The organism is Vibrio sp. V04_P4A5T148, from assembly GCF_963875605.1.
GTDB classification, from domain to species: domain Bacteria; phylum Pseudomonadota; class Gammaproteobacteria; order Enterobacterales; family Vibrionaceae; genus Vibrio; species Vibrio anguillarum.
In genome coordinates, this window is sequence record NZ_CAWNMS010000091.1 from 78,232 (window position 1) to 97,501 (window position 19,270).

A 19,270-nucleotide genomic window follows, 5' to 3' on the forward strand; every position below is an offset into this window, starting at 1 on the left:
AAGGATCCCGTCCCGCTCTCCATGGGACAGAGTCTGCGTCTGTTCGATCAGCTAAGCTGACCCGCTCTGGAAACCTTTTTATTAGAGGTGTGTAGGCTCATTAGCCTTGATACTTTTTGATCACTAGCGTCGCGTTCGTACCGCCAAAACCAAAGCTGTTAGACATCACAGTGGTTAGCTCTTGCTCGCGCATTTCGGTCACAATATCAAGGCCATCAGCCGCTGGATCTAAATTGTCAATGTTGATGCTTGGCGCGATAAAGCCGTGGTGAAGCATCAAGGTAGAGTAGATGGCTTCATGCACACCTGCCGCACCCAATGCGTGGCCAGTCATTGCTTTTGTTGCCGAGATAGCTGGGCTGTTGCCAGCGAACACTTCTTGAATGGCACCCAACTCTTTTACATCACCGACAGGTGTGGAAGTACCATGTGTATTGACATAATCCACACTATCTACCGCTTGCATTGCCATCTTCATGCAACGCACAGCGCCTTCACCTGATGGAGCCACCATGTCGTAGCCATCGGATGTCGCACCGTAACCGACGATTTCACCGTAAATTTTTGCGCCGCGAGCCAGTGCATGCTCAAGCTCTTCAACCACAACCATGCCGCCGCCGCCTGAAATCACGAAACCATCGCGGTCAGCATCGTAAGTACGTGACGCTTTTTCTGGTGTTTCGTTGTACTTAGTTGACAACGCACCCATTGCATCAAACATCATAGTTAAAGACCAATCGAGCTCTTCACCACCACCTGCAAACACAACATCTTGCTTACCCAATTGGATAAGTTCCATTGCGTGACCAATACAGTGAGCCGACGTCGCACAAGCGGAGCTCATGGTGTAGTTGACGCCACGGATTTTAAATGGCGTAGCAAGACAGGCTGAAACAGTCGAAGACATAGTACGTGGAACCATGTAAGGACCAACGCGCTTCACGCCTTTTGTGCGCAATGTGTCGACAGCAATAACTTGGTTATACGACGACGCACCGCCAGAACCAGCCACAATACCAGTGCGGTCATTAGAGACCTGCTCTGGTGCTAAACCTGAATCGGCAATCGCTTGTTCCATTGATAGGTATGCAAACGCGGCCGCATCACCCATAAAACGCATCTGTTTGCGATCAATATGGTCAGCAGGGTTCATTTTCAGGCTACCCCACACTTGAGAGCGTAAACCGTTCTCTTTGAACTGCTCAGAAGCGGTAATACCTGATTTGCCTGCTTTTAGAGACGCTAAAACTTCTTCGACGTTGTTACCGATACTTGAAACAATACCCATACCGGTGATTACGACTCGTTTCATGTGACATTCCTATAATTCAAAATTCGCTTAGATAATAACTAAGAAGAATAACAAAAGTGGTCAGCTTTCCCAGAAATTCGTACAATCTCGAGCTATATATCGCCCGATTTCACAGAATTACACCATTATGACCAGCATAACCAACGCAACACTGGGTTGGAATGAAGCGGGCACACCCGTTTCCGACCAATTCGATGACGTTTACTTTTCCAACGTTAACGGCCTAGAAGAGACGCGTTACGTGTTTCTTTCCCAAAATCATATACCACAAAGATGGCACCAATATGACCAAAAACGATTCGTCATTGCCGAAACGGGGTTTGGCACTGGGTTAAATTTTCTCGCTGTATGGCAAGAATTTGATGCGTTTAGGCAACAAAACCCAAATGCGCCATTGCAAGCGCTGCATTTTATCAGTTTTGAAAAATATCCGCTCAATAAACACGACTTGATAACAGCGCACCAAGCGTGGCCTGAATTAGCGACTTATGCGAAAAAGCTTCAACAACACTACCCGATTGCAGTACCAGAATGTCATCGCATTGTTCTTGATGATGGCGCCATTACCCTTGATCTTTGGTTCGGTGATATCAAAGAGTGTATGCCGCAAGTTCCCACGACTGAGCAAGGCGTGGTAGACGCATGGTTTTTGGATGGTTTTGCTCCCAGTAAAAACCCTGAAATGTGGAATCAAACGCTGTTTGAGAATATGGCCAAACTGGCGAAACACAAAGCCACGTGCGCCACTTTTACCGCCGCAGGTTTTGTACGACGCGGATTGATAGAAGCAGGCTTTTCGATGAAAAAAGTGAAAGGCTTTGGCACCAAAAGAGAGATGATTGCTGGTCAACTGGAACACAAAACGCCGTACAGCAATATAAAACCTTGGTTTGCGATTGCGCCGACGACCAATGTTACCGACGTGGCGATCATCGGTGGCGGCATTGCCAGTGCCACATTAGCTAAAATGCTCAATCGCCGCGGTATCAATGTCAGCCTGTATTGCGCTGATGATAAAGCCGCTCAAGGTGCTTCAGGTAACCGACAAGGTGCGGTTTACCCACTGCTGAATAAAGACCACAGTGGTGTATCGCGTGTTTTTGCGCCCGCTTTTCTGTTTGCTCGGCAATTTGTTGAGCAAATGGCGCAAACCGTCCCTTTTGATCATGATTGGTGTGGTGTGACCCAATTGATGTGGGATGAAAAATCGACCCAAAAACAGATGGCGATGCTTGAAGGGAAATTTAACCCTCAGCTAATGCACTACTGCGATCAACAAGCAACGTTACAAAACGTCGGCTTACCGACTGACATGGTCAGCTTACATTACCCACTCGGAGGATGGCTTTGCCCTGCTCAACTGACACAAGGCCTGTTTGACCAATTAAGCCAAAGTGAGCGATTCAACGCCTATTTCAATCACGAGGTGGAGTCTTTGCGCTGGGATGAAATACAGCGGCAGTGGACATTAAGTGTTAATGGTAGCGAAAAGCACCATCAGTGTGTGGTCATTGCAAACGGTCATCAATTTGACCATTTCGAGCAAACTCAAGCGTTGCCACTTGGAAAAGTGAAAGGACAAGTGAGCCATATTCCAACCTCAGAAACATTGCAAAAGCTGAGCAGCGTGTTGTGTTACGACGGCTATATGACACCGCACAACCCCAACAGTCAACAGCACTGCATTGGCGCAAGCTATGACCGAAGTCAAATCAACCAAGCATTCGATGCGGCGGCGCAGCAAGAGAATGGACAACGCTTAACCCGTTGTATTAACGACCAAAACTGGACACAGCAAGTCGATACATCTAGCAATCAATCTCGCCAAGGCGTTCGCTGTGTCAGCCGCGATCATTTGCCGTTTGTCGGGAATGTGGGCAACTTTGAACAGATCAAACTCGACTACCAGCCGTTAACGTACCAAGATCCGCAACAGACTCCATCTGTGGCTCACTATCCTCATTTGTACTGCATGCTCGGGCTAGGATCGCGAGGACTAAGTTCTGCGCCATTAATGGCTGAGTTGCTGGCTTCACAAATGAATGGCGATCCGCTACCACTTGCTGTTGATGTACTCGAAACGCTTCATCCAAGTCGAATGTGGGTGAGAAAACTCAAAAAAGGCAAAGCCATCACCGAACGTACTCCTCGATAAAACCCATCATAGAAAAAAGCCTTGCTTATCCAGCAAGGCTTTTTTAATGCTCACTTTTTCACGCGAAAAGGCGTGAAACTTAACGTGAGACGAACTTAAAACGAGACAAGAAAACTATACGAGCTTCGCAACCGCGTCTTTCAATTGTGCCGCCACTTCTGGGTTAGTCACTTGACCCGTGGCCAAGTCAAAATTGTCATAAAAACTCGGTACCGAGACAGACGCTTTTACATTACCACCAAAATAAGGAGCAGAATTATTTGCCGCCGCCAAAACCGATTGCGCGCCACCAGGACCAGGAGAGCTGGCTAGGTAAACAGCAGGTTTACCTTTGAATAGTTCACGGTCAATGCGTGTTGCCCAGTCAAATAAATTTTTGTACGCCGCTGGGTAGTGACCATTATGCTCAGCAAAAGAGATAACAAACGCATCCGCTTGAGCAAGGTCACGCAGAAAAGCTTGAGCACCTTCGGCTTGACCAAGCTCTTTTTCAAGATCTTCGCTAAACATAGGAACGGTATAGTTGTTAATATCAAGCACCACCACGTCTGCACCTTCAATGAGGTGAGCGGTGTAAGTGGCCAATGCTTTATTGATTGAAGTTGAGCTGTTTGATGCTCCAAATGCGATGACTTTCATGGTGTTGCCCTTGTGTGTCCGAATATGGCTTAAGCATAGCGATCGCACAAATTAACAACAACCATAAAAATTTTACGGACTCATTCAAAGAATTCGAATGAGTTAAGTGTGCTCATCTTAAGCTTGGTTGTGAAGCTCGGTCCATAAATCGAACACAATCACGCGGTCGGCAGGCGTAAGCTCTGTGCGCGCTTGCTCTAGGCTTTGCTCAATTCGTGCTTTAAACAGAGATAGATCGTCAATTCCTTCATCTTCACACGCGGCTGCAGACAAAGAAATATGACCTCGCAAATAACCACCCGCAAACAATTCATCGTCCGATGCCGTCGCAATACGTGCATCAATCATTTCCAGCAGTTTTTCTTCAAATCCAATAATCATACAACTCTCATTTTCTCTTATTATTTAGCTAGTTACCTGATAATAAAGTGCTCTAGCCTTAATTCTGTCGTACCATAAAAAGCACGTAATGCATCTGACAGCATCTTCACTCGGGGTGGAAGCCCAACCTGTAAGATAGCGACTACCTCACGATGTACCTGAGTCATAAAGGCGATGCGGTCTGGTTCAAAATCGCCGTGTAGGTTGTCACAACTTACAGTAAAAGGAAAGCCAGCACTGACCGATAAAATCCACTCATACGCTTGAGGGCGAACCTCTACTTTTTCAAATTCGGCTTGGACTTGCGCGGTTCGCCCGTCTGGTTGATACCAATAGCCAAAATCTTCCATCAATCGCCGTTCAGGGCCGGCGACGCACCAATGCGCGATTTCGTGCAGTGCCGAGGCAAAAAATCCCCGTGCGAAAATGATGCGGTGATGATTGATTTGCGCATCAGCAGGCAAGTAAATCGGCTCATCACCACCGAGCTCTAAACGCGTATTGAATGGCTCAAAAAAAGTGTCATTGAACAGGGAGATCAAGTCTTGGTAGTGATGTGTCATCGCTCAGTCATGCAGGCAAAAATTTCTCAACGCATTCTCTTATTTTTCTGTAGTCAGGTAAAGCCATTCAATCGCCCCACTTCATTAGTTTTATTAATCGGTCAAACGGTTTCTTGGCATAAAATCTCATTCGCCATCGCCTGACTTTACTACTACACTTGCGCCTCCATTTTTAAGTTCAACCGCTTTCTCGGTTCTTATATACCTAAGGAAGTGCTGTCGGAGTACCGCATTATGTTGCTCAGTGTTTTATATATTATTGGTATTACTGCCGAAGCGATGACTGGCGCATTGAGTGCAGGCCGTCGAAAAATGGATTGGTTCGGTGTGATGTTAGTAGCGAGTGCCACTGCGATTGGAGGCGGTACGGTGAGGGATATTTTACTCGGCCATTATCCGCTAGGTTGGGTGAAGAATCCGGAGTTTTTAGCCATTACCTGTATCGCAGGCGTTCTCACCACTGGCTTAGCTAAATGGGTAATCAAACTCAAAGGGTTGTTCATTCGTTTAGATGCATTGGGGCTAATTGTGTTCAGTATCATAGGCACAAAAGTCGCAATGGGCATGGGTTTGCATCCCGGCATTTGTATGGTTTCTGCGTTGGTCACTGGGGTGTTTGGTGGGTTATTACGCGATTTAATCTGCAGACAAACGCCACTGGTACTGCATGAAGAACTCTACGCTTCGGTTTCATTAGTCGCTTCAGGGCTTTATTTAACCTTACTCGCATTCGGCATCAATGATGTCACCAGCACGATAGTAACGCTTATTGTGGGTTATTTATTGCGTATGGCGGCAGTGCGTTTTAAATGGCGTTTGCCTTCTTTCCAGCTTGATGCTGAAAATCAGATTCATTAACCACAATCCGATGTTAGATATTCCGATGTTAGATATTTAGTTAGTTAGCTGACTTGTTTCGATAAAAAATTCATTCAGCCGCGGAAATTGGTCAAACAGAAAATTGCTTAAAACAAAAGCGCCCTAACAAGAAGGGCGCTTTTCATTTTAATTCGGTTATGCTGGATTAGATTTTAGGCGTTTCGGTTTGAACCGCAAAATTCTGCCCGCGATGACGAAGTAAGTGGTCCATCAACACAATCGCCAGCATTGCTTCGGCAATGGGCACAGCGCGAATACCAACGCAAGGATCATGGCGACCTTTCGTGATAAGTTGTGTGGGTTCACCCGTGCGAGTAATGGTATCGCCAGGTACTGTAATACTTGACGTGGGTTTAAGCGCAATACTGGCAACAATATCTTGCCCAGTCGAAATACCGCCTAAAATACCGCCGGCATGATTTGAGCGAAAGCCGTTCGGTGTTAGAGGATCTCGATGCTGGCTGCCTTTTTGCTGCACGACATCAAAACCGTCACCAATCTCAACCCCTTTCACCGCATTAATGCTCATCAAAGCGTGCGCAATATCCGCATCTAGACGATCAAATACCGGCTCACCTAAACCAACAGGCAGGTTTGTCGCGACAACTTGAATCTTTGCACCGATCGAATCACCTTCTTTTTTCAAATCACGGATCAGTTGGTCGAATGCCGCCACTTTGTCTGCATCTGGACAGAAAAAGGCGTTATTCTCAATTTCATTCCAATCCACTTTATCGATACAAACATCACCCATTTGTGACAAGTAAGCGCGAATTTCAACCCCAAATTCTTGTTTGAGATATTTCTTCGCAATGGCTCCCGCTGCCACTCGCATCGCTGTCTCACGTGCTGATGAACGGCCACCACCACGATAGTCGCGAATGCCATATTTTTGATGGTAGGTATAATCGGCATGACCGGGGCGAAACTTGTCTTTAATGTCTGAATAATCGGTTGAACGTTGGTCGGTATTTTCAATTAATAGACCAATCGATGTACCTGTGGTTTTCCCCTCAAATACACCAGAAAGAATTTTGACTTCATCCGCTTCACGGCGCTGCGTTGTATAGCGAGATGTGCCAGGACGGCGACGATCTAGGTCTATCTGTAAGTCAGCTTCTGTAATTTCTAAGCCCGGAGGGCATCCGTCGACGATACATCCTAGTGCGATACCGTGACTTTCTCCGAATGTCATCACCCGAAAATGTTGTCCGATACTGTTTCCTGCCATTACTTCCTCAATATTGATGACACAGAGCGACATGCTCCCTATCACCGCTTCATTCTATTGTTCGTGGATTCATAGTGGCTTTATTACGAAATGATGTAAAGCCCCAAAATAAAGCAATGTGTATTTTTCTAATGGATAAAAAAACGCCAGCACTGTGGCTGGCGTTTTTTTATGCGTACGGCATTAGTCGATATAAAGCGCAAAGTCGCTAGCGCAATCAACCAACTGCTGGCGAGTTAGCATGAATACGCCATGCCCACCATTTTCAAACTCAAGCCAAGTAAACGGAATGTGGTCGTATTGGTTCATCATATGCACCATCGAATTGCCCACTTCACAGATCAAAATACCGTTATCAGTGAGGTACCCCGCCGCATTGGCCAAAATACGACGCACCAATTTCAAACCATCGGTACCAGCGGCTAAGCCGAGTTCTGGTTCGTGTTTGAACTCTTTGGGCAAACTATTCATATCTTCTTGATCCACATACGGTGGATTCGACACGATTAGGTCATATTTCTCTTTTGGCAAATCACGGAATAGATCGGAACGGATCGGGAAAACTTGTTGCTCCATACCGTGATCTTGAATATTTTGCTCTGCCACTTGCAGTGCGTCGGTTGAGATATCAATCGCATCCACTTCAGCATCAGGGAAAGCGTGGGCGCACGCAATGGCGATGCAACCGCTGCCAGTACACAAATCCATAATGCGTACAGGCTCGTCGATCAACCAAGGTTGGAACTGCGCTTCAATCAATTCGCCAATCGGTGAACGTGGCACCAGTACTCGCTCATCCACATAAAACTCAAGGCCACAGAACCAGGCTTTATTGGTTAAATAGGCGATAGGAGTACGTTCATTAATGCGCTTAATCACCCGTTCAACAATACGCAGACGTTCGCTGCCTGTTAAACGAGAATTCAGTACATGCGGAGGAACATCAATCGGAAGATAGAGTGTCGGTAGGATTAGCTGAACGGCTTCATCCCACGCATTATCGGTCCCATGACCATAAAATAAGTTGGCGGCATTAAAACGGCTGACCGTCCAACGAATCATATCTTGAAGCGTGTGAAGTTCAGAAACCGCCTCTTCTACAAAAATCTTATCCAAAATTGCCTCCGAAAAGCGCTACAATACTGCCAATATCGATCTGTTAGAAAATGACCAAACCCAATGAGCCAAAAAGAGACCGAACACGATGACGCTTTCGACTTGTTTCGGGATGCAGTAAAGGGCGTTAAAAAGTTGCGACAGGATACCATAATCCAGCCGCCAAACAGAAACCCCAAACAAAAAGAAATCCGCCGTATTGCGCGGGAAGCCAGCGATACCGAATTTTATTTTTCCGATGAGTTTATACCAAAACTCAGCGATGAAGGCCCGACGCGCTATGCTCGTGATGATGTGTCGAAATATGAAGTTAAACGGTTAAGACGTGGCGTCTATGTGCCGGATGTGTTTTTGGATATGCACGGCATGACACAGCAAGAAGCGAAACGAGAGCTCGGGGCGATGGTTGCTTATTGTGTGAAAGAAAATATTCACTGCGCTTGTGTCCAACATGGGATCGGTAAACACATTCTCAAACAAAAAGTTCCTCTCTGGCTCGCTCAACATCCTGATGTGATGGCATTTCATCAAGCCCCCCTTGAATTTGGCGGGCATGGCGCGGTATTGGTGCTGCTTTCTATTCCTGATAAGTGATTTAAACTGACGCTAACTTCAGCATCAACGCTTTTGCTCCAGCATAACGATGAGGATTAATGTCGTAAATCCGGTGGAATCGGCATGTTATTCTCATCGAGTTTGGGTCTTTGGCCACCGCGTTTACGATACTGCTTAAGCTGAAAGACATAAGCCAGTACCTGCGCAACCGCCACGAAAAGCCCGTCGGGGATCTCCTGCTCAAGATCGGTTGTGTGATAAAGCGCTCGAGCCAAAGGCGGTGCGGGGATGATGTGTATATCATGCGCACGTGCTACTTCACGAATTTTCATCGCCATGTGATCGACGCCTTTAGCCACCACAATCGGTGCTTTATCCGTATTTTGTTTATAGCGCAGCGCAACTGAGAAGTGTTCTGGGTTGGTGATGATTACATCCGCTTGTGGCACTTCCGCCATCATCCGCCGCTGGGCCGCTTCACGCTGCAACATCCGAATTCGGCCTTTAACCTCAGGTTTTCCTTCCGTATCTTTGTATTCGTCTTTTACTTCTTGCTTGGTCATTTTTAATTGGTCAGCGTGCTGCCAGATTTGGAATGGGATATCGATGGCGACCACGACCAATAAAGAACAACTGATCAGCAACACGAAGTTGAGTAAGATATCGAGCGCATGGAAAATATTTTGTGGATAGACATCCATGCTCAGTTGAAATAGATCTTCTTTCGATGCATTGATCAGATAAAAAGCAACGCCAGAAACAAGCAGTACTTTTAAAATGGACTTAAATAACTCAACCCAACTTTGCAAACCGAACATACGTTTTAAGCCACTGAGCGGGTTCATTTTGGAGGGCTTTGGCATCGCAGCTTCGACAGAAAAGTTAATTCCACCAATGCCAGCCGCGCCAATTAATGCAGCAATAAATAACGTGATTAAGATAAGCGAGAGTGGCAATATCAGGGTCGCAAGAGAGCCAGCCGCAATATCAAACAACTTTCCGAGATCAAACACTTCTTCTCGGCTTAAGTTGAAGATTCGACCCATCAAAGCGTATAAAGCTCGGGCTAACGATTCGCCAAACCACATCAATGCAATCGCACCCACCACCAGTACCGAAACGGACGCTAACTCTTTTGAACGAGCGACCTGACCTTTTTTTCGCGCCTCGTCCAATCGCTTGGGCGTGGCGTCTTCGGTACGTTCTTGACCGTCTGACTCTGCCAAACGCGCCTCCTAACAGTTAATACGGATAAGGCGACAAATTTGTTGCTCGCCTTCTAACCAGAATAGTTCGTAGTGACTATACAGGCCGCCTAAAATATACCAACAGAGTAACAAGCCGACCAAAAGCGCAAACGCAAAACCTAACGAGAAAATGTTGAGCTGAGGGGCTGCACGAGTCATCACACCAAATGATAAGTTGACGGTTAATAGCGCAATGATGCCAGAAAGAGACATACTCAGCGCCACTTTAAACATAATTCCCAGCCACAATGCAAGCTCACGAAAATCCACGGTCGTTAATGCCCCATCGCCAATAGGCAAGGTTTTAAAACTAAATACCACCAGTTGGATCATCTTTAAATGACCATCGGTTGCTAAGAAGAACAAGGTCGCTAAAAACATAAACAGTTGACCAAGCAGAGGGGTGTTTTGTCCGTTTACGGGGTCGACCATTGAAGCAAAACCTAAGCTGGCTTGCATACCCAATATTTGGCCAAGCATAACAAAGGTTTGGATTATAAACTGGGTGATCATGCCCATTGCAACGCCAATAATAATCTGCTCAAAGGTGGTCAAAAAACCTTTAAATGAAAGTAGTTCAACGGTCTCTGAAACGGCAGGAATCGCGGGCATCACGGCGAAGGTAATCGCCAAACCTAAGTAGAGCCGCACTCGGGTCGGAACAAAGCGGGCCCCAGTGACTGACATCACCATCAGCATGGCGGAAATACGAGTGTAGGGCCAAAAATAGCTAGCAATCCACTCTAAAACGAGGCTTGTTGGGTACTCCATTCAAGCTCCTAGTACAGCACCTGTGGTAGCCGTTCAACGATAGAGAAGAAATACTCCATCAACATCTGCGTCATCCAATGGGCAAAGAACATCAGTGCCAGTAACGTCACAATGAGACGCGGTAAAAAGCTCAACGTCTGTTCGTTAATTGAGGTCGCGGCTTGGAAAATGGCGACCACTAAGCCAATCAACAAACTCGGGATGATGATGGCGCACACCATGATAAGCACCATCCACAGTGCGTCTCGAAACAGCTCAACAAAGACTTCAGGAGTCATTCGCGCCCCCGCTATAAAGCAAAACTGCCGGCTAGCGTTGAGAGGATCAAGTTCCATCCATCCACTAGTACAAACAGCATGAGTTTAAAAGGCAGCGAGACGATCATCGGCGAAAGCATCATCATACCCATCGCCATCAAAACAGACGCCACCACTAAATCAATGATTAAAAAGGGTAAAAAGAGCATAAAGCCGATTTGAAACGCCGTTTTTAGCTCCGAGGTGATGAACGCAGGGATCAGCACCGCCATCGAGACATCTTCAGGATTGGTTGCGTCAGAGCCCGATATCTCAACAAAGGTTTCTAAATCTTTGACTCGCGTCTGTTTCAGCATGAAAGCTTTTAGTGGCTCTTGAGCCGTATCAAACGCTTGACGCGCCGTCATCTGCTCATTGAGATATGGCTGCACAGCTTGCTCATTAATGGCGTTGATGACTGGTGACATAATGAAAAAAGTGAGAAAAATAGCGATGCCGATAATTACTTGGTTTGACGGCGTTTGTTGCAGGCCCATTGCCTGGCGCAAGATCGACATCACAATCACGATACGTGTAAAGGAAGTCATCAAAATGACCATGGCAGGCAAAAAACCCAACATGGTCATCAAGGCTAAAATTTGTAGATTGATCGAGTAATCTTGACTGCCATCTGAATTGGTCGTCATGGTAAATGCTGGAATACCGCCACCACCACTGACGCTACCAGCGGCTATCGTTTTAGAGGCGCCACTGTCTTTATTCATCGCCGTTACTGTCACCGTTTCTGCGCCTACGGCGCTGGAAGGAATTGGTGTGGCTAACTCTTGCTCTGAAAACGCAAACGGGGTAAACAATAATGCCACCAGCAACATAGAAAGATGCCATAGATGACCAAGGTAACCCAATGAGGCCGTGCGACTATTTCTTGTCATTTTTCTTTAGCAGCTGAGTCAGTTGACCGGCAAACGGACTGACCTCAGCCTCCTCCTGTTTGAGTGGGGCATCTAATTTTGCGATCAATTGGACGGATTGTGACGTGACTCCGACGAGAAATTGTTCTTCTCCCGCTTGCACAATAACGATACGCTCTTTAGTACCCACGGGCAGTTGACGTACAATGCTCAGCCCTTTTTGATTACCGAACGTGGGCACTCGCATGCGTTTTAACACCCAAGCCAAAAAGAGAATTAGCGCAATAACGAACAAAAGCGACCCGAAAGTGGTCGCTAAATCTAAGTGATCATTCGGCGCTGCCATCGCCTGGCTTGAACAGAGCAATAAACCGATCAGTTTTTTCATCCAAATACTTCTTTTTCGTAAACTGACGTTATGCTAACGCAGCTTTTTAATACGCTCAGTCTGGCTGATTACATCGGTTAAACGAATACCGAATTTATCGTTAACCACTACCACTTCTCCATGAGCAATCAAGGTTCCGTTCACCATCACATCCAATGACTCACCCGCGATGCGATCAAGCTCAACCACCGAGCCTTGGTTCAATTGCAGTAAGTTACGAATGCTGATCTTCGAACGTCCCACTTCCATCGAAATGGTCACCGGAATGTCCATGATCGTATCAAGTTTGCGGCGCTCATCTTCGGTGATCGGTGGTGAAGTGTCTTTCAATTCATCAAGAGGCGCGGCCAGAATTTCATCTACATCAATACTAGGCGCGGACGGGTCTTCCCCTAATGCGGCTGCCCATTCGTCTGCCAATCTTTGGTCGTCACTTGGTTCCATCTTCGTTACCTACTCTATTATTCTTCGTTATCTTCTTCGTCATCATCTTCAAATTCAGACATGATGTCTTTGCCTAAAAAGGCGAGATCCGTTTTTACTACATCAGGGCGTTTAATTTTTTCAGAGACTTGAACCGCCAGTTTTTCACCAGAGCGGCCCATTTTCACTCGGTAAGTAGGCAGCTCTTCAACAAACATCGTTGCGTTTTTGGGCATTTTAATTGGGATGATATCGCCTACTTGTAGATCCATTAAGTCACGCAATGAAATGTCTTGTTCTAATAAATTGACTCGGAAATTGACGGGTACATCCATGATCTCTTCGCGCAGTGCAGAACTCCAACGCACATCAGTTTCCATTTTATCCGACTGGACACCCGCATCGAGTAACTCACGAATGGGTTCAACCATCGAATAAGGCATGACCACGTGGAAATCGCCGCCGCCGCCATCGACTTCGATATGAAACGAGCTCACTACGATCACTTCCGTTGGGCTAACGATGTTAGCCATACTTGGGTTCACTTCTGAATCCAAATATTCAAACTCAACGCCCATCACCGGTGACCAAGCTTCTTTGTAGTCACCGAAAACAATTTTTAACAGTAATTGAATGACACGACGTTCTGTTGGCGTAAATTCGCGCCCTTCAATTCGAGCGTGGAAACGGCCATCGCCACCAAAAAAGTTTTCCACCAAAATGAAGACTAAACGCGCTTCCATCGTGACCAACGCGGTCCCTTTTAACGGACGAAAACGCACCATGTTCAAACTAGTCGGAACATAAAGCGTATTTTGGTATTCACCAAACTTCATCATCTGTACGCCGTTGATCGACACTTCAGCCGTTTTACGCAGCATGTTGAACAAACTAATACGCATGTGACGAGCAAAACGTTCGTTGATAAGCTCCAGCGTAGGCATGCGCCCACGGACGATACGGTCTTGTGAAGAGAAGTCAAAGTTAATCGCCGATTTATCGGCAACATCGTCATCGTCTTCCGCCTCATCAACACTGTCTACACCATGAAGCAGGGCATCAATTTCGTCTTGGCTTAATAAATCAGTCACTTCTCACCTACTGCATTACAAAATCAGTAAACAACACTTTTTCGATCACAGGTTGCCCAACCGCTTTAGTGAGTGCCGCTTTAATGTCATCGGTCGCCTTATCTCTCAGCTCAATTCGCCCGGTAGGGCTACGAAGCTGTTCCACAGTGGCAGACGCAAAAGTGGCCAGTAAAGAGCTTTCCACTAAAGGTGAATGGTAACGTGCAAGGCTTTCATTTTCAGAACCCCGCACCATCAACTGTACTTTGATTTGCACCAAACGATCTTTCTTATCACCCGTGACGTTAAACACAAACGGCTGTGCAATATTAACGTAAGCCACAGGATCCGTTGGCAAAGCTTGCTGCGCTGCGGGGGCTTGCTCACTCGTGGCTTCACCCTCATCTCCGCTCATCAAAAAGAAAGCTGCACCACCACCAAGCAGTAACACTACGGCAGCAATAATGATAATCAGCAGTTTTTTCTTCCCTTTGGGGGCTTCCGCGCCTAACTCTTCATCGGCCATAATGTTCTCTATGTCGTTATTTTTAATATTAGTTTAAGCGTAATAACTGATTCCATCACGCTTTGATGCGACATTCAAATCAAGTTTGACGTCTGTATCAAGGTTTTCTTCGTCTAAATAGCTTCCGTTGCGCGCTAATTGACCAGATTGGGCATCCCCGTCGGCAGTGTAGCGCGCTTGTTGCTGACCAGCGCTCTGTTGTTGGACAGAGGTCTCACCCAACTGCACACCTTGTTGTGCCAACATTTCTCGTAGCCTTGGCATAGATTGTTCAATCACATCACGTGCTTGATGGTTAGCGACCGTAAAATGAACCGTCGTATGATCACCATTCATATTCATACGAATTTGTAAACGCCCCAATTCCGGTGGATCTAAGCGAATATCGACATGTTTAAGGTTTTTCGACATCATCATTTGCAGCCGTTCCGCCATTTGCTCACTGGCCATTTCTCGGTTAAGCAACAAAGGAGGCTGTTGCGCGGCTTGCAAGTTGTCAGCACGGCTCTGCGTCGCGTTCAAACCATGTTGCCCCAAAGCACTCGAAAGCTGCTGCGTTAATGTGCCCTCTTTTTGCTCTTGAGCCGACCCTGCATCATTCACACCCGATAACGCTTTCGCGCCTAATCCGGCTTTGAATAGCGCGGGGTTGAGTGGAAATTCAGCATGGGTTGCAGCTGGTATCGCGGCCGCACTCGCTAACTGTTGTATTTGTACATTGGATAACTCATTGCTTGCTGTCACAAGAGGTGACGATGCTAGTGCGGCTTTGTCTGCCGCCACGGCAGCCTGCATGGTTTGAGATTGTTGCTGAGCTAAGGCTTGCTGAACAGAATGGGCTAATGAAACCGGCGTATTTTTACCCTTGAGGACCGTTTCACTTTGTGCCACATCTAGAGGTAATGCTTGCCCTTCGGCAATAACTGTGTTCGCCCAAGGAATGGCAGCGACAGTCAATAACGCCTCTGTGGGCAGCCCTTGTAGATCATTTTCCGAATCGGTTTGAGGTGTATTCGCCGATGGGGATGGGGAAAGTGGTAGCTTGCCCTCTGCTAAATTTGTCGTCAATTGTGAATCAAGTGCTTGCGCTTCAACCAAAGGTGATGGCTCTATGGGCATGGCGTTGTCACTTTTTTCCACCGCGTTAACTGCTGCATCGCCAACTTCAGTTGTGGCAAGTAAAGTGGCCTCATCTTCTATCGCTTGCGACAAAGCGCTTGCTTGCACTGACTTTGTATCTTGAGGCGGCTGAATGAATTTTCGGACTGATTCCGGCAGGATGAGTTCACCATTCTCTTCAGTCTCTGCGTTTAAGCTTGATGCCGTAGGTGAACCTTCCGCAGCAATCAAACGCTCTTTGTCCTGCTGAATAGGCAGCACACGCTCTGCATCTTGTTCCGTGATGTGCTGATCAGATAATGGAGCTTGCTCATTCACTGACGTCGGTGCTACTGGTTCAGTAGTGGGTTTAGCGAATGCATCCTGTGCTGATATTTGCGCAGCCGCTGGCGCTTTTTGCTCCACTTGATCCGAGGAGTCACCTGCGTTGTCGTCGATTTGCACGTCTACCGGATGAGTGTTTTGTGGCAAGGTTTTGCCGTTTTGGTCAGCAAGTGCTTGATTGGCGCTATTTAAACGGCCAAGGATTTCATCGCCATCGCTCATAACCTGTGCAGTTTTCAGCTGAAGAGCGGAGTCATCAACCTCTGCTGAAGGGGGTGATTTTGTTTGCACGGTATCAACATCGGCCTCTTCACTCAATGCCTCACCAAGTTCTTTATCTAACAAGGCATCGCTACTTTGGGCTGCTACGTCATCGGTGAGCACAGCTCCCTCATCCAGCGCCTTAAAGTCGGTTTCTGCCGAAGATTCAGTGCTACGACCCATAATGAGGGCGGTCAGTTTTTCAAAAAAACCTTGAGATTCAGAACCTTCACTCACCGCATCAGAGCCTGCTTTACTCACGCTGGCCATTTTAGAGGTGTCGGATGGTGTTGTAATATTTACATTCATATCCATGATGCTCGCACTAAAAACAGAGGATGACGCGGATTCATTATTGGCCAGTAAGCCATGTTTCATCATTTGTTGACGATGGCGCAGTGGATTAACCTAATGAACTCCGTGATTAGTCAGAAGCAAGAAATGAGCCAAGCCTTCAATATCGATAAGAAAGTATGACACCCATCTTATTGAACACGTTGACGACTTGAGGCGTCAGTGACTTAAAACTTATTTTGATTAAAACTTATGTTGCTTAAAACTTGTGTTGATTAGAACGTTGCCTGCTAAAGAGCAGTGTAGAAAACTCATCCATCTGCTTCTGCTCTCGTTTATCTTGCAGACGTTGCGCTTCTATCTGTTTTTTTTCAATGAGCCATTCGTAAGAGCGTCGCTGTTTTCTCACTTCCATCCAATGCTCTTGGCAGTTCTCTACCTGATTTTTGAAGTGTTGTTCTGCATCTCTTTGTTTGACAAGGGTTTCATCTAACTGGGTAAGAAATCGGTTTAAGTGTCCATATTGGCTCGCCGTCAAACCCGACATGCCGCGCTCCATAAGCTGCTGACAATAATCCAGTCGGTATTGTTCAATCTGCGCTAACTGCTTGTAATAACTCTCTAACTCATCACGCGATTTAGATAACGCCATCACGGCTTTTTCTTCTTTGTCTTTGGCTTGGTCAAGCAGAAACTCGAGTGCGTTATCCATCGATTACCCCACTTGCAAAACGTGCTTGAGCATATTGACGCACATGTCGTAAGGAACCGAATCCTTCATCCCTTGCTGCAAATATTCATCCAGCCTAGGTTTTAGCGTAAATGCACTGTCAATCGCAGGGTCCGTCCCCGGCTTGTAAGCACCGATAGAGACGAGATCTTGATTTTTCCGGCAGATGGAGAGTATTTGACGCACCGCTTTCGACATCAACAGATGTTCATCGGTGGTGATTTGTGGCATAACACGACTGACCGATTTCTCTACATCAATCGCTGGGTAATGTCCGGCATCAGCCATTTCACGTGATAAAACAATGTGACCATCAAGAATGGCTCGCGATGCATCAGCGATCGGGTCTTGTAGATCATCCCCCTCGGTGAGCACGGTAAAGAAAGCGGTAATCGATCCTTGGTGAGGACCGCCATTTCCCGCTCGTTCAACCAAGGCGGGCAGTTTAGCAAACACCGACGGCGGATAACCTTTTGTGGCTGGCGGCTCACCCACAGATAACGCAATTTCACGTTGCGCTTGGGCAAAACGAGTCAACGAGTCCATTAGTAGCAATACATCTAACCCTTGATCACGAAAGTATTCCGCAATCGCTAATGCGGTTTGACAGCCTTTTAAACGCATCAGCGGTGAGGAGTCCGCAGGCGCGGCTACCACCACTGAACGTTGACGTCCATCAACGCCTAAAATCTCTTCTATAAACTCTTTTACTTCGCGGCCACGCTCACCAATCAGCCCCACCACCACCACTTGAGCGGTTGTGCCACGAGTCATCATGCCAAGCGTTACCGATTTACCGACACCAGAACCGGCAAATAAACCAATCCGCTGTCCTTTACCCACCGTAAGTAAACCGTTGATCGCTTTTAGGCCAACGTCCAGAGGTTCTGTTATGGGTTTGCGAGCTAATGGATTGATGGGGTCAGCATTAAACGATGCGCGCTTTTCGGTATAAATAGGCCCCAGCCCATCGAGTGGATTACCGACACCATCAATCACCCGTCCAAGCAGCTCCATCCCGACTGGTAGGCCAGCGTCCCCTGTCATTGGGGTAACTTTAGCTCCGGGCAATACGCCTGTTATCTGTTCGCTGGGCATCAAGTAAAGACTATCACCAGAAAACCCGACCACCTCCGCTTCCATTTCTCCGGACATGGTTTCTACTTTACATAAGCTGCCAATGGGGGCTTTACAACCAGTAGCCTCAAGGGTTAAACCAACCACACGAACCAGTTTGCCGGATGCCATTGGGCGGCAGGTTAACCCTTCGGTTTTATATTGACTAAGGCGATCGGCAAGAGACAACACTATTGATCACCTTGTTGGTGACGATTGGTGCCACAAAAACTTTTCAACACGCTACGAATGCGATCTTCCATTCGATAATTCACACTCGATTCACCTGCTTCAATCTGGACGTCACCGCGATTTAATGCCGGCTCTTTGACCAATGTCCAGTTTCGGAAATCCAGCTCTTTTTCGCCATAAGCAGAATGAATCACTTCAACATCTTCTGGATGGAGTTTTAATGTGATGGCATGACCAGATACAGGCAGGGATTCAACCGACGATTTGACGGTATCTAAGATCACTTGCGGATTGGTTTGTACCTCAACGTGAACGACTTCTTTGACCAAGGTTAAAACCATATCGACCAGCTGTTTTTCGACTTGGGCATTCATCAACTCTAGCGGTTGAGCAAATTGATTGGCAAGACCAACGAAAATATCAACCTGCTGCTGGATGAGGGTTTGCCCTTCAGCAACACCCTCGGTTTTGCCTTGCTCAACACCTTCTTGGTGTCCTGCAATCAGCCCTTCTTCTTTGCCTTTTTCATAACCTTGTTTGAATCCGGCTTCTTGGCCTTGGTGCAAACCTTCTTGATAAGCCCCTTGTTTGATCTGGCCAATCTCTTCTTCGCTGAGTTGCAGCGGCTCTTCGACCACTGGCTCATCAAAACTTGGCATCCAACCGGGGTCGTAGTTCATTGCCGTTTCTTTGGCTTTTTTATTGATCTCTGCGCCGTAGTCCGGCAACCCCCACTTTTTGGCTTGTTCAATATTAGCGTCTGCATCTAAACGTAAAAAGCCGCGTTTTCTTTCTCCAGACATAATGCTA

The 19,270-nt window shown here is 46.8% G+C and carries 21 protein-coding genes; 3 read left to right on the forward strand and 18 right to left on the reverse strand.

Annotation, left to right across the window (positions count from 1 at the left end; all coding sequences use genetic code 11):
• Positions 1–100: 100 nt before the first annotated feature.
• The gene (gene fabB / locus AACT18_RS16705; protein ID WP_013856332.1) at positions 101–1,312 is read right to left on the reverse strand and encodes a beta-ketoacyl-ACP synthase I; all 1,212 of its coding nucleotides are present in this window, start codon (positions 1,310–1,312) and stop codon (positions 101–103) included.
• Between the two features lie 127 nt (positions 1,313–1,439).
• Here fabB and mnmC point away from each other — a divergent pair, with 127 nt between their 5' ends.
• The gene (gene mnmC / locus AACT18_RS16710; protein ID WP_094124704.1) at positions 1,440–3,467 is read left to right on the forward strand and encodes a bifunctional tRNA (5-methylaminomethyl-2-thiouridine)(34)-methyltransferase MnmD/FAD-dependent 5-carboxymethylaminomethyl-2-thiouridine(34) oxidoreductase MnmC; all 2,028 of its coding nucleotides are present in this window, start codon (positions 1,440–1,442) and stop codon (positions 3,465–3,467) included.
• 114 nt (positions 3,468–3,581) lie between these two features.
• Here the strand turns inward: mnmC and AACT18_RS16715 are convergent, their stop codons facing one another.
• From AACT18_RS16715 to AACT18_RS16725, 3 genes are all read right to left on the reverse strand, one after another.
• Positions 3,582–4,106 (reverse strand): NADPH-dependent FMN reductase, encoded by a 525-nt coding sequence (locus AACT18_RS16715; RefSeq protein WP_026027294.1) that lies wholly within the window; start codon positions 4,104–4,106, stop codon positions 3,582–3,584.
• A gap of 117 nt (positions 4,107–4,223) precedes the next feature.
• Positions 4,224–4,487: a YfcL family protein gene (locus AACT18_RS16720; RefSeq protein WP_013856329.1), complete on the reverse strand. Its 264-nt coding sequence runs from the start codon at positions 4,485–4,487 to the stop codon at positions 4,224–4,226.
• A 32-nt stretch (positions 4,488–4,519) separates the two neighbouring features.
• Entirely contained in the window at positions 4,520–5,050 is a 531-nt protein-coding gene (locus AACT18_RS16725) for an elongation factor P hydroxylase (protein ID WP_088729041.1), read from the reverse strand.
• A gap of 234 nt (positions 5,051–5,284) precedes the next feature.
• On the opposite strand from AACT18_RS16725, the gene AACT18_RS16730 reads away from it, so the two are divergent.
• Positions 5,285–5,908, forward strand: coding sequence for a trimeric intracellular cation channel family protein (locus AACT18_RS16730; protein WP_026027295.1), 624 nt, complete (start codon positions 5,285–5,287; stop codon positions 5,906–5,908).
• Between the two features lie 166 nt (positions 5,909–6,074).
• Here AACT18_RS16730 and aroC read toward each other — a convergent pair whose 3' ends face one another.
• Both aroC and prmB read right to left on the reverse strand, forming a co-directional pair.
• Positions 6,075–7,160: a chorismate synthase gene (gene aroC / locus AACT18_RS16735; RefSeq protein WP_026028357.1), complete on the reverse strand. Its 1,086-nt coding sequence runs from the start codon at positions 7,158–7,160 to the stop codon at positions 6,075–6,077.
• 183 nt (positions 7,161–7,343) lie between these two features.
• The gene (prmB, locus tag AACT18_RS16740; protein WP_013856325.1) at positions 7,344–8,276 is read right to left on the reverse strand and encodes a 50S ribosomal protein L3 N(5)-glutamine methyltransferase; all 933 of its coding nucleotides are present in this window, start codon (positions 8,274–8,276) and stop codon (positions 7,344–7,346) included.
• 63 nt (positions 8,277–8,339) lie between these two features.
• On the opposite strand from prmB, the gene smrB reads away from it, so the two are divergent.
• A complete protein-coding gene (smrB, locus tag AACT18_RS16745; RefSeq protein ID WP_013856324.1) occupies positions 8,340–8,870 on the forward strand; it encodes an endonuclease SmrB in 531 nt (176 codons plus the stop codon).
• 56 nt (positions 8,871–8,926) lie between these two features.
• Here the strand turns inward: smrB and flhB are convergent, their stop codons facing one another.
• The 12 genes from flhB to fliH form a co-directional block, all read right to left on the reverse strand.
• A complete protein-coding gene (flhB, locus tag AACT18_RS16750) occupies positions 8,927–10,057 on the reverse strand; it encodes a flagellar biosynthesis protein FlhB (protein ID WP_013856323.1) in 1,131 nt (376 codons plus the stop codon).
• 9 nt (positions 10,058–10,066) lie between these two features.
• On the reverse strand, positions 10,067–10,849 hold the full coding sequence (fliR, locus tag AACT18_RS16755; RefSeq protein ID WP_019281593.1) for a flagellar biosynthetic protein FliR: 783 nt from the start codon (positions 10,847–10,849) through the stop codon (positions 10,067–10,069).
• Between the two features lie 8 nt (positions 10,850–10,857).
• Positions 10,858–11,127: a flagellar biosynthesis protein FliQ gene (fliQ, locus tag AACT18_RS16760; RefSeq protein ID WP_013856321.1), complete on the reverse strand. Its 270-nt coding sequence runs from the start codon at positions 11,125–11,127 to the stop codon at positions 10,858–10,860.
• Positions 11,128–11,138: 11 nt separating this feature from the next.
• Complete coding sequence (gene fliP, locus AACT18_RS16765; RefSeq protein WP_094124705.1) at positions 11,139–11,978, reverse strand: flagellar type III secretion system pore protein FliP; 840 nt, start codon at positions 11,976–11,978, stop codon at positions 11,139–11,141.
• A gap of 46 nt (positions 11,979–12,024) precedes the next feature.
• A complete protein-coding gene (gene fliO, locus AACT18_RS16770) occupies positions 12,025–12,405 on the reverse strand; it encodes a flagellar biosynthetic protein FliO (protein ID WP_013856319.1) in 381 nt (126 codons plus the stop codon).
• Between the two features lie 33 nt (positions 12,406–12,438).
• Positions 12,439–12,849: a flagellar motor switch protein FliN gene (fliN, locus tag AACT18_RS16775; RefSeq protein ID WP_010318705.1), complete on the reverse strand. Its 411-nt coding sequence runs from the start codon at positions 12,847–12,849 to the stop codon at positions 12,439–12,441.
• A gap of 17 nt (positions 12,850–12,866) precedes the next feature.
• Positions 12,867–13,919 (reverse strand): flagellar motor switch protein FliM, encoded by a 1,053-nt coding sequence (gene fliM / locus AACT18_RS16780; protein ID WP_013856317.1) that lies wholly within the window; start codon positions 13,917–13,919, stop codon positions 12,867–12,869.
• A gap of 7 nt (positions 13,920–13,926) precedes the next feature.
• Positions 13,927–14,424 (reverse strand): flagellar basal body-associated protein FliL, encoded by a 498-nt coding sequence (gene fliL, locus AACT18_RS16785; protein WP_013856316.1) that lies wholly within the window; start codon positions 14,422–14,424, stop codon positions 13,927–13,929.
• A gap of 33 nt (positions 14,425–14,457) precedes the next feature.
• Positions 14,458–16,509, reverse strand: a complete 2,052-nt coding sequence (locus tag AACT18_RS16790; protein ID WP_094124706.1) for a flagellar hook-length control protein FliK — start codon at positions 16,507–16,509, stop codon at positions 14,458–14,460.
• Positions 16,510–16,681: 172 nt separating this feature from the next.
• Positions 16,682–17,134, reverse strand: coding sequence for a flagellar export protein FliJ (gene fliJ / locus AACT18_RS16795; RefSeq protein WP_010318709.1), 453 nt, complete (start codon positions 17,132–17,134; stop codon positions 16,682–16,684).
• Between the two features lie 3 nt (positions 17,135–17,137).
• Positions 17,138–18,460 carry a flagellar protein export ATPase FliI gene (gene fliI, locus AACT18_RS16800; RefSeq protein ID WP_094124707.1) on the reverse strand — a complete coding sequence of 441 codons (1,323 nt, stop codon included), beginning with the start codon at positions 18,458–18,460 and terminating at the stop codon, positions 17,138–17,140.
• Positions 18,460–19,263 (reverse strand): flagellar assembly protein FliH, encoded by an 804-nt coding sequence (gene fliH / locus AACT18_RS16805; protein ID WP_013856311.1) that lies wholly within the window; start codon positions 19,261–19,263, stop codon positions 18,460–18,462. The genes fliI and fliH overlap by 1 nt, the downstream gene beginning before the upstream one ends.
• Between the last annotated feature and the right edge of the window lie 7 nt (positions 19,264–19,270).

Excerpts from the sequence above, each read along its gene's own strand:
- fabB (WP_013856332.1), bottom strand. The coding sequence starts at position 1,312 with ATGAAACGAGTCGTAATCACCGGTATGGGTATTGTTTCAAGTATCGGT.
- mnmC (WP_094124704.1), top strand. The coding sequence starts at position 1,440 with ATGACCAGCATAACCAACGCAACACTGGGTTGGAATGAAGCGGGCACA.
- AACT18_RS16715 (WP_026027294.1), bottom strand. The coding sequence starts at position 4,106 with ATGAAAGTCATCGCATTTGGAGCATCAAACAGCTCAACTTCAATCAAT.
- AACT18_RS16720 (WP_013856329.1), bottom strand. The coding sequence starts at position 4,487 with ATGATTATTGGATTTGAAGAAAAACTGCTGGAAATGATTGATGCACGT.
- AACT18_RS16725 (WP_088729041.1), bottom strand. The coding sequence starts at position 5,050 with ATGACACATCACTACCAAGACTTGATCTCCCTGTTCAATGACACTTTT.
- AACT18_RS16730 (WP_026027295.1), top strand. The coding sequence starts at position 5,285 with ATGTTGCTCAGTGTTTTATATATTATTGGTATTACTGCCGAAGCGATG.
- aroC (WP_026028357.1), bottom strand. The coding sequence starts at position 7,160 with ATGGCAGGAAACAGTATCGGACAACATTTTCGGGTGATGACATTCGGA.
- smrB (WP_013856324.1), top strand. The coding sequence starts at position 8,340 with ATGAGCCAAAAAGAGACCGAACACGATGACGCTTTCGACTTGTTTCGG.
- fliR (WP_019281593.1), bottom strand. The coding sequence starts at position 10,849 with ATGGAGTACCCAACAAGCCTCGTTTTAGAGTGGATTGCTAGCTATTTT.
- fliQ (WP_013856321.1), bottom strand. The coding sequence starts at position 11,127 with ATGACTCCTGAAGTCTTTGTTGAGCTGTTTCGAGACGCACTGTGGATG.
- fliP (WP_094124705.1), bottom strand. The coding sequence starts at position 11,978 with ATGTTGCTGGTGGCATTATTGTTTACCCCGTTTGCGTTTTCAGAGCAA.
- fliO (WP_013856319.1), bottom strand. The coding sequence starts at position 12,405 with ATGAAAAAACTGATCGGTTTATTGCTCTGTTCAAGCCAGGCGATGGCA.
- fliN (WP_010318705.1), bottom strand. The coding sequence starts at position 12,849 with ATGGAACCAAGTGACGACCAAAGATTGGCAGACGAATGGGCAGCCGCA.
- fliL (WP_013856316.1), bottom strand. The coding sequence starts at position 14,424 with ATGGCCGATGAAGAGTTAGGCGCGGAAGCCCCCAAAGGGAAGAAAAAA.
- AACT18_RS16790 (WP_094124706.1), bottom strand. The coding sequence starts at position 16,509 with ATGATGAAACATGGCTTACTGGCCAATAATGAATCCGCGTCATCCTCT.
- fliJ (WP_010318709.1), bottom strand. The coding sequence starts at position 17,134 with ATGGATAACGCACTCGAGTTTCTGCTTGACCAAGCCAAAGACAAAGAA.
- fliH (WP_013856311.1), bottom strand. The coding sequence starts at position 19,263 with ATGTCTGGAGAAAGAAAACGCGGCTTTTTACGTTTAGATGCAGACGCT.